General features: G+C 62.4%; 16 protein-coding genes. 11 read left to right on the plus strand and 5 right to left on the minus strand.

Features of this window, described 5'->3' with window-relative positions; genetic code table 11:
• Both KAZ48_04395 and KAZ48_04400 read left to right on the plus strand, forming a co-directional pair.
• A partial coding sequence (locus tag KAZ48_04395; GenBank protein ID MBP7972017.1) for a hypothetical protein occupies nt 1-190 on the plus strand: 190 nt, incomplete at its 5' end.
• 256 nt (nt 191-446) lie between these two features.
• Nucleotides 447-1,943 (plus strand): FAD-binding oxidoreductase, encoded by a 1,497-nt coding sequence (locus tag KAZ48_04400; GenBank protein ID MBP7972018.1) that lies wholly within the window; start codon nt 447-449, stop codon nt 1,941-1,943.
• A 29-nt stretch (nt 1,944-1,972) separates the two neighbouring features.
• Here KAZ48_04400 and KAZ48_04405 read toward each other — a convergent pair whose 3' ends face one another.
• The 3 genes from KAZ48_04405 to KAZ48_04415 all read right to left on the minus strand — a co-directional run bounded on the left by KAZ48_04405 (nt 1,973) and on the right by KAZ48_04415 (nt 4,082).
• A complete protein-coding gene (locus KAZ48_04405; protein MBP7972019.1) occupies nt 1,973-2,797 on the minus strand; it encodes a GGDEF domain-containing protein in 825 nt (274 codons plus the stop codon).
• Nucleotides 2,798-2,917: 120 nt separating this feature from the next.
• Nucleotides 2,918-3,583 (minus strand): hypothetical protein, encoded by a 666-nt coding sequence (locus KAZ48_04410; GenBank protein ID MBP7972020.1) that lies wholly within the window; start codon nt 3,581-3,583, stop codon nt 2,918-2,920.
• A gap of 127 nt (nt 3,584-3,710) precedes the next feature.
• On the minus strand, nt 3,711-4,082 hold the full coding sequence (locus KAZ48_04415) for a DUF2510 domain-containing protein (GenBank protein ID MBP7972021.1): 372 nt from the start codon (nt 4,080-4,082) through the stop codon (nt 3,711-3,713).
• A 56-nt stretch (nt 4,083-4,138) separates the two neighbouring features.
• On the opposite strand from KAZ48_04415, the gene KAZ48_04420 reads away from it, so the two are divergent.
• The 4 genes from KAZ48_04420 (at nt 4,139) to KAZ48_04435 (ending at nt 7,561) form a co-directional block, all read left to right on the plus strand.
• Nucleotides 4,139-4,501, plus strand: coding sequence for a hypothetical protein (locus KAZ48_04420; protein MBP7972022.1), 363 nt, complete (start codon nt 4,139-4,141; stop codon nt 4,499-4,501).
• A gap of 318 nt (nt 4,502-4,819) precedes the next feature.
• Nucleotides 4,820-5,542, plus strand: coding sequence for a hypothetical protein (locus KAZ48_04425; protein MBP7972023.1), 723 nt, complete (start codon nt 4,820-4,822; stop codon nt 5,540-5,542).
• A gap of 245 nt (nt 5,543-5,787) precedes the next feature.
• Nucleotides 5,788-6,837: a zinc-dependent alcohol dehydrogenase family protein gene (locus KAZ48_04430; protein MBP7972024.1), complete on the plus strand. Its 1,050-nt coding sequence runs from the start codon at nt 5,788-5,790 to the stop codon at nt 6,835-6,837.
• 118 nt (nt 6,838-6,955) lie between these two features.
• Nucleotides 6,956-7,561: a DoxX family membrane protein gene (locus KAZ48_04435; protein MBP7972025.1), complete on the plus strand. Its 606-nt coding sequence runs from the start codon at nt 6,956-6,958 to the stop codon at nt 7,559-7,561.
• A gap of 278 nt (nt 7,562-7,839) precedes the next feature.
• Here KAZ48_04435 and KAZ48_04440 read toward each other — a convergent pair whose 3' ends face one another.
• Complete coding sequence (locus KAZ48_04440; GenBank protein ID MBP7972026.1) at nt 7,840-8,259, minus strand: hypothetical protein; 420 nt, start codon at nt 8,257-8,259, stop codon at nt 7,840-7,842.
• 186 nt (nt 8,260-8,445) lie between these two features.
• On the opposite strand from KAZ48_04440, the gene KAZ48_04445 reads away from it, so the two are divergent.
• The 4 genes from KAZ48_04445 (at nt 8,446) to KAZ48_04460 (ending at nt 12,277) form a co-directional block, all read left to right on the plus strand.
• Nucleotides 8,446-8,901: a hypothetical protein gene (locus KAZ48_04445; protein MBP7972027.1), complete on the plus strand. Its 456-nt coding sequence runs from the start codon at nt 8,446-8,448 to the stop codon at nt 8,899-8,901.
• Nucleotides 8,902-9,071: 170 nt separating this feature from the next.
• Nucleotides 9,072-10,202, plus strand: coding sequence for a site-2 protease family protein (locus tag KAZ48_04450; protein MBP7972028.1), 1,131 nt, complete (start codon nt 9,072-9,074; stop codon nt 10,200-10,202).
• Nucleotides 10,203-10,404: 202 nt separating this feature from the next.
• Nucleotides 10,405-11,454, plus strand: a complete 1,050-nt coding sequence (locus KAZ48_04455) for an alcohol dehydrogenase catalytic domain-containing protein (GenBank protein MBP7972029.1) — start codon at nt 10,405-10,407, stop codon at nt 11,452-11,454.
• A gap of 4 nt (nt 11,455-11,458) precedes the next feature.
• Nucleotides 11,459-12,277 carry an LLM class flavin-dependent oxidoreductase gene (locus KAZ48_04460; GenBank protein MBP7972030.1) on the plus strand — a complete coding sequence of 273 codons (819 nt, stop codon included), beginning with the start codon at nt 11,459-11,461 and terminating at the stop codon, nt 12,275-12,277.
• A gap of 87 nt (nt 12,278-12,364) precedes the next feature.
• On the opposite strand, the gene KAZ48_04465 is transcribed toward KAZ48_04460, so the two are convergent.
• Complete coding sequence (locus KAZ48_04465) at nt 12,365-13,147, minus strand: SDR family oxidoreductase (GenBank protein ID MBP7972031.1); 783 nt, start codon at nt 13,145-13,147, stop codon at nt 12,365-12,367.
• Nucleotides 13,148-13,183: 36 nt separating this feature from the next.
• On the opposite strand from KAZ48_04465, the gene KAZ48_04470 reads away from it, so the two are divergent.
• On the plus strand, nt 13,184-13,855 hold a 672-nt coding region (locus KAZ48_04470; GenBank protein ID MBP7972032.1), incomplete at its 3' end, for an ABC-F family ATP-binding cassette domain-containing protein.

The raw sequence follows: 13,855 nt of genomic DNA on the forward strand, positions 1-13,855 counted from the left end.
GCCGTTCGAGACGGGTGAACAGACCGCCGAGCTTGCCGAGGCGATTATGGCCGGGATGCCTGTCGATCGATATCCGCACCTGGTGGAACTGACAACCGAGCACGTCCTGCAACCCGGTTACAGCTATAGCGATGAGTTCGAATTCGGAGTGGGACTAATACTCGATGGTCTAGCGGCAGCGTCGCGTTAGCCGACTAACTGAGCAGCGGCTGCAGTGACCTTGACCTTTGGTTCAAGCGCCCCCGTGATAGCAAGAGAGTAGAAGTGATCATCAGCACAGGGCTGGGGTGCACCGAGCAGATGGCGTGCAAGTCGTCCGTGCGCCACCCGCGCCCATCATCATCGCACTTCCCTTTGAAGTCCACGGCCAAATCCAGCGGGTATGGTTGCCCGAGCGCAGTGGCAGCCGGTCGCGGTGTTGACCGGACGAATTGGCGGAGTGCCTCATGGACATGTCGCGAAGGTCGTTCCTCGCCGTTGGTGCGGTCACCGGGCTAGGAGCGATGGCGTGGCTGACTGGTTGCGCACCTCCGAAGAGCGGCTCGATGCTGGCTGGCCTGCAGTCCCGTTTGAAGGGTCAAGTCCTGGTACCTGAGGATCCCGGGTACAGCGCCGCGTCAGAGCCCACCAATGGTCGCTACCTATCGGTCATGCCATTGGCTGTCGCAGTCGTCGCAGATGAGTCCGACGTGGTGGAGTGCATCAACTGGTGCAAAGAGAACGGCATCCAACCGGTGGCGCGAGGTCGTGGCCATTCTTACGCAGGCTTCTCAACAACCGAAGGTCTCGTCATCAACCTCAGCAGACTGAACGCTGTTGTCGTGGATCGCCAGGCCGGCACCGTCACGACTGGCGGAGGCGCCCTCAACCAGGATCTGTCGGACACCCTCAACAAGGGGCCACACTTCTTGCCGGTCGGCACCTGTGTCGGAATCGGACTAGGGGGCCTCGTCCTAGGTGGTGGAATCGGCTTCAACACGCACTGGGCAGGCCTGACCTGCGATCACTTGCTTGATACGCAGATGGTGACCGCCGACGGCTCCCTAATCTCGGCCAATTCCCGATCGAATCCCGACTTGTTGTGGGCATGCAAGGGCGCCGCCGGGGGCAGCTTGGGCATCAATACCCAGTTCACCTTCTCGCTGGTTGAGGTACCGACTTCCGTTGTCTACTTCCAGTTCGAGTTCCGCGGATCGGACGCTGCATTTGAGGTCTTCAAGCGCTTCGACACTCTTATGCAGACTGCGCCGGCTGGGCTTAACGCGGTGTGCATGGCAGAGGCGGTCCCGATCGCCGAGCGTGCGCAGAATGCCGCGATCCGTTCGATGGTGCGCGGACAGTATGTGGGCACCGAAAGCGAAGCCCGGGACCTGCTGGCGCCGATCTCAAGCATCGCCGGGATGACGTCGCAGACGCTAGAACCACTGAGTTTCTGGCAAGCCCAATCCAACCTGAGCACCATGAACCCGCAGCCTCACTCGTTCGCGGAGCCGAATCGCTTTGCCCGTGATCGACTGCCTGATGATCTTCTTGCGGGATTGGTTGACGCGCTGGAAAACTGCCCGAGTCAGTCCGCCGAGGCAACGGGTTCGGTATGGCTCTTCGGCTGGGTTGGCGGCCCCGTCGTCAGCAAAGTCGCACCTAAGGACACGGCCTACTTCCACCGTGACGTGTCGTTGATATTGCGGGCCACAGTCGTCTGGCCAAACGATGCTCCCGCAGAAGTGTCAGACGGCCTGCTGAGGTGGTCTGAGGAAGTGATGACGCTCGCGACGCCACATACTCTCGACCAGAGCTACCAGAATTTCCCCAACCGCGCGCTGACCGACTACCTCCAGAACTACTACGGTGAGAACCTAACCCGGTTGGTGAAGGTCAAAGCGAAGTACGATCCGCAGAACCTCTTCAACAACGCACAGAGCATCCCGGTCGCGATGCCTTGACGCCTGGCGCGAGCTATTCATGCGGCACTTCACGCTCGTGCTTTGACCTCCGCGAACTCGACGACGTAGCTGCCGGGACAGGTGATCTTCAATCCCATTACCAGCGCGCTGGCCTCTCGAACGGCATCATCGGAAGTCATCGATACGCCAGGCGGAATGACTAGCGCACCGATGGTCGCATCGAGGTTGAACCCGGCTTCGTCCAATGCACGCATGTACGACGATTCGATCAACTTGTTGCAGAGCGCCGAAACTTCGTCCATGTCGGCGAGGTCGGGGCACACGACCACGAATTCGTGATCCCCGGACCGGTGCACGACGTCCCCTTCGCCAACGCTTGCGCTGAACCGTTGCGCGTCCGCCATAAGGGCGGCGTCGGCCCGAGCGTGCCCGCCCATCGTGTTCACTGCCTTGAGCCCGTCCAAGGAAATTACGAGCACGGCGAGGGACCGGTCCCTGCTGCGCTGATCAAGCAGGATGTCCAACCGGTTGTACAGCCATCGGCGGTTGGGCAGGCCGGTCAGGGGGTCGATCAGTGAGCGTTCCTGGAGCAGCGACTCACGTTGCTCGGCTACGTGAGCAAGGTAAAGCGCCAATACTGCAATCAGGATCAAGCCGACCAGGCGGATCCAGTAGTCGGTGTTGATCACGTAATCATCGAGATAGAAGAGGCCCAGCGTCAAGAGCAAGCCCCATGCGATCAGTAGGCCGGTACGGCGAGGGACGGCGAACGCTGCCGACGCCACCACCGGGACCCACATGATCGGTAGAAGAACCTCCTCCGGCAGAAGGATGTCCACGGCCGCGATAGCCAGCATCAGTCCTGCGAATACCCACGAACTCCACTTGGCCATGACTCACCCTAGATCCGGAAACCAGCAAAAACTAGCCGCAGGCTCTGTCCTCAGGAACTCCGAACCCGACCCGAACATAAGCGACGCGCGGCACCGCTCGCTTGCGAATCGTCCGGCGCCCTACTTTGGCGGGGCGGCTCGTGGGGCGTCGAAAACGGTAATGACGAAGATCTTGTGATCTCCCGCGTCAGCCTTGCGTTCGACCGTGTAGCCGACGCCGGAGTACACGTAGACGCGTTGTCCGGGTTGGGGCCACGTGTGATTCCAACTCGGCTGCCGCACGCCGTCAACAGTGAGATACCCGAGCACAAACGGTTCGCCCTTGTACGAGTTCACGAAGGTTACGTTCGACAGGTCCGCGTTTGCTTTCGTATGGTCAGTGGCGATCGCGGCCCAAATCATGGTGGCGGGCACGTTCGGAAGCGGAACGCTCGACGCATTCATATCCTGACGAGGCTGCAGGAGCTTCGTATTGTGCTCCTCCTTGAAGAAGCCCAACCATGCGATGCTCGCGGCGACCGGCCACGATGAGTGGTTGGAGATCGTCAGGTTGATGGACTTCTTGAACGTGATCGGTGGAACTGGCAGGTCTTTGACCAGCTTCTTTGCTTTCGCATCCACCGTCGGCGAAGGCATAGGAATGGGCTGCGCTTTCTCCGACGCGACGGTCGGCGCAGGCTCGTCGACCGAGAGCGACGTGTCCGCCGAACAGCCTGCGACGCCTAACAAGGCAGCCGCGGCAACCAGTGCCGACATGCGCCCCGAACTGTTGAGCTTGTGTCGCATGAGGACTCCTCAATAAACAACCTGGTCTTGCCTGAACCCTGCGACTGGGTCATACCTGCGGTGACGCAGATGATCATTGAACGTGCGATGCACGCAACGGCCAACAAAGAAAGTCTCAAGTGAGTCGTTATTGCGGGTCAAAGTGCGTCTCGTCGCCTCGGTCGATTTGCGGCGGTCCGCCATCGGACACGTTGTCGGTCCAACTCCTTCCGTCCCACCACCGCCAGCGAAACCTACGAGTCGGATCCGCCTGCCAGCTTGCGGGCGCCTGACTGCCGGTGCTCGCGCCCGGCACCTCCGAGCCACCCCCACTGGCCGCGTTGCGCTTGCGACGTCCTCGGACAATCAAGATCACGACGAGGACCACGATCCCGGCGACGATGAGCAGAAACGCGAGCGCCACGAGCAGTGACCCGATGACAACGGGTGCGTAGCTTTCCGGGTTGCAACCGGGCAGGCTCGGGTCGCAAGTATCCGCGAGCGTGGAGAATGGCGTCATGATCGCTCAGCCTAACGCTACGCCGCAGTGAGCAGAACCCGTCGAACAAGGTTGACGTGAGCGCGCCGCTATATGTGGAAGCCCTTGCGCTGACCTTGGCAGTCGAAACGCCGATCTACTGTCTCTTGCTCACCCACTTTGTTGGTGTGCGCCTACGGGAAGCGCTTGCAGCGGCGATCGTCGTCAACCTGGTGAGCCATTTGCTGTTCACCTTCGTGCTTGTGCCTGCTGTAGGGCAATATGTCTCGTCAGTCGGTGCCGTGCTCGTGGGTGAAGTTGTCGTGTGCGCGCTCGAAGCGGGATTGCTCTTTGTTTGGCTCCGTCGCGACCTACTTGTAGTAATCGCTGCTTCATTGATCGCAAATGGCTGCTCACTCGCCGCCGGGCTGATTCTGTTCTCATTGGTTCCGCCGTCATGAGGACGTCACCCAACGAGACAATAGGCCTGATTCGAGCGGCACCGATTGCCGACTCCCAGACCGCCGCGCGGAGTATGGGTTTCAGCGCTTGTCTACCCGTCTCGCTATTCATTTGTGTCAAGGCGCAAAGGACTAAACTCGCGCGAGACTGCGTTTGGTAGCAATGGCTACTTATCGCGGCAGTCATGGTTTGGGGAGTCCGTGGGCAGCGCAAGAGGCCAAGCACCGACGGCTAGCACGCTTCCCACCCTGTGGTCTGAGGTTGCTGCACAGTTGCGGGTGGCGATACGCCCGCCTTTCGACATTCTGGGTGCTGTCGTGGTCAACACGACAATATTGCTATTCGGATGGTTCTTGCTCGGCCCAAGATCTGTGACGAATACCGAGTCCCTGGCCTTCCTACCGTTCGCGATCGCGGTCTGGGCCTTCGCAGATGTATCAGCAACAAACGTTCTCGGTGCCAACCCAGCCCAGACTCTGGCAGCACTTGACCAACCCCCTGTCCTGCGCAGAAGGTTCACAGTGCGCCACCTAACACTTGTGATCCTCATATCACCAGCATGCGTCGCTCTGTCGCTGTTGCTGGCGCCCAGCTTGGGGCGGCCCCTGACTGCGCTGGCGGTGGCATTAGCTGTGGTGGCGATGCCGTTTGGTTTCTTCGGTCTTGCCTCCGTTGCCGGTGCGTTGTTCCCCTATCACCCGATCCCGTTGCGCCAACGCATACGTCGTCGCGGCACATGGCCACGTTGGTTCGCTGCGCTAGGCGCACCGGTACTTGTCGCCTTCCCGGCCGCAGTCTTGACGCTGCTGGTTCCCGCGCTGCTGTTCCGTCTGTTCGTCTTCGATGAAACCCTGCCAGGTTCTGTCTTCAATCCCGACTTTGTCTTCGGAGTCGAGAATTACCTCAGGCTCACCTCAGCCGTATTCTCGGTGCTTTGGTCACTGCTGCTTTGGCGGGTGGGTCTTCGAATCACCGGGGCGGTGATCACCGCCCGCAAGGATTACCTGCGCGACTTCCTCAGGAACCCGAACCGTGGCTAGTAAGTTCCAACCCCTGGCTGCGCGGTGTTGATCGCGGTCTGGGCCGTCAGACGAGATTTACGACGCCCACCATCCCGGCGTCGGGTCTGCTGCACGATCTAGTGACGTCATCATCCGCGCGGGGCAGCACTCCGAACCAGATCTTCTTGACTACTTCGAAATCACCGGGAAGTTCGACACTAGCGAGCCGATGAGTCCGGGCGTAGCCTGGCTTCAGGGGTAACCGAACAGCGCTGGAGGATTCCATGAAGGCTGTTGTATTTCACGGCCCGTCAAAGATGGCTTGGGAAGATGTCGCAGATCCGCGGTTGGTCGATGATACCGACGCCATTGTCCGCGTTGAGACGACGACGATTTGCGGCACTGATCTCCATATCCTCAAGGGTGACGTGCCGACCGTCACTGATGGCCGGATCATCGGGCACGAGGCTGTCGGAACCATTGCAGAGGTCGGCTCCGCGGTGAAGAACGTTGCGATCGGAGACCGGGTGCTGGTGTCCTGTATCAGCGCCTGCGGCGTTTGCAGGTTCTGCCGCGATCACCGGTACGGCCAGTGCCTTGGAGGCGGCGGGTGGATCCTCGGAAACGAGATTGACGGCACTCAGGCCGAATATGTACGCGTCCCGTTTGCCGACAACTCGACCTATCCAGTGCCTGCCGGATTCAGTGACGAAGAAACGCTGATGCTCTCCGACATTTTGCCGACTGGATATGAAATCGGAGTCCTGAACGGGCAGGTACGCCCTGGTGATTCTGTCGTCGTCGTCGGGGCCGGACCAATCGGGCTGTCCGCAATTAGCGGCTCACGGTTGTTCAGCCCGAGTCTGGTGATCGCGATCGATATGGCCGAGTCACGCCTGGTTTCCGCCCAGGAATTCGGCGCCGAAGCTGTGATCAACAACTCCGAGCAAGACCCGATTGCTGCGGTACTCGAGCTGACCGGTGGCCTCGGTGCGGACGTCGCCATCGAAGCGGTAGGGGTGCCTGCAACGTTCGAACTCGCGACAGATCTGGTTCGCCCCGGCGGACACATCGCCAACATCGGCGTACACGGCACACCCGCGACTTTGCACCTTGAACGACTCTGGGATCGAGACGTCACCATCACGACAGGTCTGGTCGATACGTACTCGACACCGACACTTCTCAAGCTCCTTGCCAGTCACCAACTCGACGCCAGACGCTTCGTCACCCACCACTTCACTTTCGATCAATTCGTTGAGGCGTACGACGTCTTCTCGCGAGCCGGCGAAACGGGCGCCCTCAAAGTCATCATCAGCAGGCCGACTCAATGACTTCGGCACCGCGCCATCGATCGCGCCAGAAGGGACCCCTGCTGAACACCACCCGTCGCTAGTCGCCGCGCCGACGCATCAGCGGCGGTCAATCCGATGCCAGTTAGGAGCGGCCGCAATGGCTACACCGGAGTCAAACAATCCAACAGCGACAGCACGCGGCACTAGTCCGACGTCCAGGACACCCGAGGTCGTTTCCGTCATCAGTCCAGCAGCTGCCAGAGCACTCGCCGTCATGCGGATCGCAATCGGTTTCGTATTTCTGTGGGCGTTCGTCGACAAGCTGTTCGGCTTGCACTACTCAACCTCGTCGGCGGGGGCTTGGATCAACGGAGGATCACCCACCAAGGGCTTCCTGAGCGGGGTGGCAGTTGGCCCGTTCCAGTCGCTGTTCCACTCCTTCGCCGGAGCACCGTGGGCGGACTGGCTCTTCATGGCAGGACTGCTCGGGATCGGCGTAGCCATGATTGCGGGCGTCGCGATGCGCGTCGCCGCAGCTTCAGGTGTGCTGCTTCTCGCCTTCATGTGGCTAGCCGCATACCCACTGGCCCAGTTCACCAGTGCCGGTGCCGCCACACGTTCCACCAACCCGATCGTTGACGATCACTTCATCAACGCGCTCGTCCTGATCGTCGTCGCTCTGACCGGTGCCGGCGCCACCTGGGGTCTCGGCAAACAATGGGCAAGAGTCCCCTTCGTCGCGGCTCATCCCTGGGCCCGCTAACTCGGCCACGAATCACTGGCTGACTCTGTTCCGCTCATTCTCTGGCCTGCCTCAGCGGGTCACAGCACCATCATGGGTGTCATGTTCGAGTGGACCGTCTGAGGTCAGGGGCATTCAAGGACAGTTCTCGCCGGGCCAATTTCCGTCGTTTTCGCTGCTCACTTGCTGACGGTGGCGATCGGGGGCGTCAGAACTGTCGGTGTCGTGCCGTGGGTTGGGTCGAATATCCGGTAGGCGAGCAGTTTCACTCGGTCAGATATGAGGAACCAGGCGAGGGCTTAGCCCCAGACGAAGGCCGCATACCCCCAGCCGATGGGTGCCATAAAGACTCCGAAGACCGCGAGCGGGCCGACAACGCCTAGCACCGTGGCTATGCCCAGCACCAGGCGCATGTTCCAGGCCTCGGGATGATTTTCGTAACAAACATTGTCGTAGGCAATGGACAGGATCGCTGCGTCATTGAGCAATGCCAGCATGACGATCTGGATCGTTGTTAAGGGAAAGAAATTGAAAACCAGGATCACAGCAGTGATGAATCGCAGCACACGAAGTGTCTCAGTGATGCGGTAGATCGCGTAGCTATTCATCCGCTGGAAGATTCTGCGGCTCTCCTTGATCGCCTCGATGATCACCGTGAGTCCGGGGGTAGTTAGCACGATGGACGCTGCCGCCCTGGCAGCGTCGGTGGCGTCGGACACGGCGATGCCGCATTGGCCAGTGACGACTTCGAGCGCGTGACCGGTCGCAACCCGATGACGGTGGTCGATTGGATCTGGAAACCACAAATAGCTATTCGCAGCAGCTCCGTCCTGAGTCTGCCGCTGAGTGATACAAGGGGGACCCCGTGTGAAAGGATCGGGGCCAACGCGAGGAGGTACAGCGGTATGGATCTCGATGTCCTGCTGACGCAGGCTGAACCAGGTGTGCTGGACGAGGCCTACGCGGCACTCCAGCGCTCGCAGGTCACCCACTACGAGGAGGCCGGGGAACAGTTCACTCGGCAGCGACTTGCCGACCTTTTCGCTCTCGTCCTAGATGCAATCCGGACGCGGAACCTTGCCGGGATTAGCGAGTACTGCGAGGAGATCGCAGTCGAGCGCTACGACCAGGGCTTTGGCATCTCGGAGGTTCAGACGGCGTTCAACGCGTTGGAAGAGGCGATGTGGCGGCGTGTGATATCAGCCGAAGCCACAAGCGACCTACCCGAGGCCATCGGGTTGCTGAGCACCGTGCTCGGCTTCGGAAAGGACGCCCTAGCCCGCAAGTACGTTTCGCTCGCTAGCCAACGGCACGTCCCATCGCTGGACCTTTCGGCCCTATTCGCGGGTACGACCGCCTGACGAAGCTCGACACGAGGAATACGAGTCGCGAGGAAGCCCTAGACGCCATCGAAAGCTGACGGGGAGACTTCCAAGGAGAGTGGTCACGTGCCGACTTGGAAGATCGGAGGGTGCGGTGCTACCGCACCCTCCGATGCCGTCGACGGGTTACCCAGGCGAACTGAATCAACATGAACCAGACGCTGCGTATCGGTCGCATCTTCGGCATCGAGGTCGGTGTCAACTGGAGCGTCCTTCTGATCTTCGCCCTGATCTGGGGAACACTCGCATTTTCCGAGCTTCCGCTGTCACGTCCGGGTCAGTCGCTGACCGTCTACGTGGGCGCCGGAGCGATTGCCGCGTTGTTGTTCTTCATCTCGTTGCTCGCACATGAACTCGGGCACGCCGTGCTGGCCCGCCGCAACGGTATCGGTGTGCAGGGGATAACGCTGTGGCTGCTCGGCGGCGTCTCCAAACTCGCTGGAGAGCCGGACGATCCCGCCACGGAGGTGCGCATCAGTGGCGTAGGCCCGCTGATAAGCCTGCTGCTCGGCGGGTTCTTCTTTGCTGTGGCCCAGCTCGGCGCCGACGCTGGCATCCCCGGAATCGCGATCGACGTCCTCGGCTGGTTGGGTGCGATAAACATCGTGCTGGGCATCTTCAACCTTCTTCCTGCGGCGCCGCTTGACGGTGGTCGGCTGCTGCGGGCGGTCGTGTGGAAGCTCACCGGTGATCGCTTCCGAGGGACTGTGGTCTCGTCACGGGTAGGCCAAGTGTTCGGAGTTGCCATGATCGGCCTGGGGATCGTGGCCGCCTTCACGTTGTACGGCCTGAGCGGGTTGTGGCTTTCGCTGGTGGGAGCGTTCTTGGTCGTTTCGGCTCGGGGTGAGGAACGTCAGGCCCGAGTCCTCAGGGTCTTGGCGACGATGTATGTCGGCCAGATCATGCGGCCTACTCATCCCTTGCGGTCCACGATGACGGTGGCTCAGGTGTTGATGGGCCTCGATGATCAGCGCACGGAGCAGGGCTGGCCCGTCGTCGATGACCAGGACAGCCTGACGGGACTGCTCACGTTGGATCGCCTCCTCGCGGTCGACCCGCAGTACCGGAGTTCCACAACGCTGTCGCAGCTCGCGCGGTCCCTAGCGCCCACGCTCAAAGTGTCGCCGCAGTCGGGGCTTGACGGATTGATGGGGCTGCTCTCAGATACACCTCAGCAGTGGGCGCTCGTCGAGGTAGCTGGCCGTCCGGTCGGGGTGATCGGACCCAGTGACATGGCCCGAGCCTGGCAGATGGCGCAACTGCGATCCACTTATCGGTGATCCGGGTTTTCCGTCGCACCAGAGGCTGATCGCGTCGAGGATGCTCGTGGAAGCACCCGTGAGCATCGCGACTTTCCGACGTCGCAGGTCTACACCGGTCCTGGACTCGACGGTGGTTGCAGGAACGAGGCAGAGGCAGACACTGTCAGTGCCGGGGCGCCCGGCACTTTCCGGACTCAGCGACCCGGGGTTAGATTGAAGCATGCGAGCTACCTACATGTACGGCGCAGGCGACGTCCGCGTCATCGACGCCGACGACCCGACCATCCAGCAGCCCGCCGACGCGCTTGTGCGCGTGGTCCGGACCTGCGTGTGCGGCAGCGACCTGCACCCCTATCACTCGATGCGGGCTACCGAGGCTGGCACGCCCATGGGGCACGAGTTCATCGGCGTAGTCGAGCAGACCGGCAGTGAAGTCACCACGGTCGGCACTGGCGACTTCGTGATTGCCCCATTCGCGGTCTCCTGCGGCCATTGCGAGTTCTGCCGCGCTGGGCTGCAGACATCGTGCGTCAACGGCGGCTTCTGGAGTGACCCCCGCTTGGGTACCGCCGGTGGCCAGGCCGAGGCGGTCCGCGTGCCGCTCGCTGACGGAACCTTGGTCAAGGTGCCCGGCGTGGACGACACCGGCGACGAAGCACTCCTTGCAAGTCTGCTGACTCTGTCTGACGTATACGGCACCGGCTGGCATGCCGCCACCCGTGGCGCAGTGACCGAGGGCAGTACCGTCTGCGTGATCGGCGACGGCGCTGTGGGCCTGCTGGCCGTGCTGTCGGCCCAGCAATTGGGCGCGGAGAAGATTGTGCTCATGGGTCGCCATCCGGAACGCACCGATCTTGGTCGCGAGTACGGTGCCACCGCTGTCGTCGCCGAGCGCGGCGAGGAGGGCATCGCGAAGGTCCGCGACCTCACCGACGGTGGCAGCCCAATTGTCCTGGAAGCGGTAGGCCACCTTCCGGCGTACCAGCAGGCCGTCGGAATCGTCCGCCCGGGCGGTGTGATCAGCCGAGTCGGCGTCCCGCAGTATCAGGAGGCGCCGATCGGGTTCGGTAGCCTCTTTGGTCCCAACGTCACTCTCACTGGCGGCCCCGCCCCGGTGCGCGCGTACATCGAGCAACTGCTGCCGGCCGTGCTCAACGGCAGCGTGAATCCTGGCAAGGTCTTCGATCGAACGGTCGGGTTGGAAGACACCCCCAAGGGTTACGCGGCGATGGACGAGCGCACCGCGTTGAAGGTGCTGGTCCAGCCATAACCGCGTGGCAGCGGGAACTCCGGCCGCTGACGGAGACGCCCGAGGCGGTCCGGGCGCGGTCACCCGGGCAGACGTCGCCTTCCTCTCGATGAAAGGGGCGTTGCTGCAGGCGGCGACCGACTGGCAGTTGCGCCCCGCGCTCGCCGATGTCGCTCGGGCGGCGGAGGACGGCGGCTGTGATCAACTCACGGTGATGGACCATTGGTTCCAGCTGGGGAACTTCGGCGGCCCGCAGGAGTCGATGCTGGAGGGGTACACGACGCTGGATGTTCTGTCCGGTGGCCGCGCCCAGCTCGGGATTGGGGCTGCCTGGTACGAGCGCGAGCACCTGGGACTCGGGGTCCCGTTTCCCCCGCTGTTCGAGCGCTTCGAGCGACTGGAGGAGACGCTGCAGATCTGTCGGCAGATGTGGAGTGACAACGACGGGCCGTTCCTCGGCGAGCAGTACCACTTGGCGGAGACCATCTGCATACCCCAACCTCTCCACCGGATTCCGATTCTGATCGGGGGCAATGGGGAAGGCAAAACGCTGCGGCTGGTCGCCCGCTACGGCGATGCCTGCAACTTGTTCGCCATCGCGCCGCAGGAGATGGCGCACAAGATCGACGTATTACGCCGCCACTGCCAGACGGAGGGCCGGGACCCGGCCGAGGTACGGATCATGGCCATCTCGGGTGCGGACCCGGTCGCTGACACCGCCGGGTTCCTCGACCTAATGAGCCCTACGCCCAATTGGGTGTGGACCAGATCTCGGTCACACCGCGCGGCCCTGACCTTGCCGGCTGGGTCGGCGCAGCTGCACGACTCGTACCCAGCTCAATGACCTCTGATAGCCGGGCCGACCGCACCGTCGTAGCACGATCTGACAGAAAGGCCACCGTCACCGCCCCGAGCGTCCCGCTTGGGGAACCTAGGATCCCTTGATTTCCTGGATCGTGTTTCCCCCGTCGACGACGAAGGTCTGGCCGGTCACGTAGGAGGCCTGGTCGCTGGCGAGAAACCCGACGACTGCGGCGACTTCCGCAGGTGTGCCCGGGCGGCCCACTGGTGTGTGCAACCCGGCGACGAGTTCATCGGGTTCCGACGATCCCGTCTGGATCCAGCCTGGCGCAACCGAGGTGCAGTTAATGCCGTTGCGGCCCTCCTCGATGGCGATCGATCGCATGAGACCGTCCATGCCAGCCTTCGCTGCGGCGTACGCGCTGCTGCCCGCGGCGACCACGAGTGGCCCAGTCACGCTCGACATCATGACGATCCGGCCATGGCGTTGCTTGCGCATGTGCGGGAGCACCGCACGGGAGACGTTCACCGCGGTCATGAGGGTGATTTCCAGTTGGCGATGCCACGTGGCGGGCGTATCGTCGGCGAAAGTGCTGACGTCGAGCGTCACGCCGGTCTGAACCATTCCCGCGTTGTTGACCACGATGTCGAGGTGGCCGAAGTCCTCGACCACGGACTGGACCACGACGGCCGCTGCGGCGGGGTCGGTCAGGTCCGCGATTAGCGCGTGGGCTTGCAAACCTGCTGCGGTCAGCTCGACCGCCCGATCGCGCACCCGGTCAGACGTGGCCGTCAGTACCACTCGTGCACCTTGTTGGGCGAGCTGTTGCGCGACGGCAACGCCGATGCCATCGGGCGATCCGGCACCGGTGATGAGCGCGGTGCGGTGAGTGAGCGAGAAGGTGTGGGTCATGTCGAAACGATAGGCGGCGCGCGCGAGGATGCACCCATGAGCGCAACCGTGCAGGCCAGGGGTGTGTCGGCCAGCCATGGTGACCGCGAGTTGTTCGCCGGCCTCGACCTAGTCGTCGCGCCCGGCGACGTCATCGGACTTGTCGGCCCGAACGGTGCTGGCAAGACCACTCTGCTGCGCTTGCTCGCTGGGGTTCGCGAACCTGATGGCGGCACGATCAGTGTCTCTCCGGCATCGGCTCACATCGGCTATCTCACGCAAGAGCCCGAGACGTCAGACGACGAGACCGTGCGCGAGCACCTCACGCGCCGCACCGGAGTACTGGCCGCGCAGTTGGAGTTCGACCGGCAGTCCGCAGCGCTCGCCGACGACCACGAGTTCGCAGCGGATTCCTACTCGGCGGCCCGTGTTGGTCTGGCCGTATTGCTGCTCGCGCGCTTCGACGCCTATCTGCTCGACGAGCCCACGAACAACCTCGACAGCCGCGGCCTCGAGATGCTGGAGGAGTTCGTCGGTGGCCTGGATGCCCCGGTGGTTGTTATTAGTCACGACCGCGAGTTCCTCGCCCGCACGGTGACTACGGTCGTGGAGATCGACCGCAGTCTGCAACAGATCACGACGTACGGCGGTGGATACGAGGCCTTTCTCGATGAGCGATCTCTTGCCCGCCGCCAGGCCCGTCTCGATTACGAGCAGTACTCCGGCCGG

The sequence above is a fragment of the Candidatus Nanopelagicales bacterium genome (assembly GCA_018003655.1).
Classification (GTDB): Bacteria; Actinomycetota; Actinomycetes; order S36-B12; family UBA10799; genus JAGNDY01.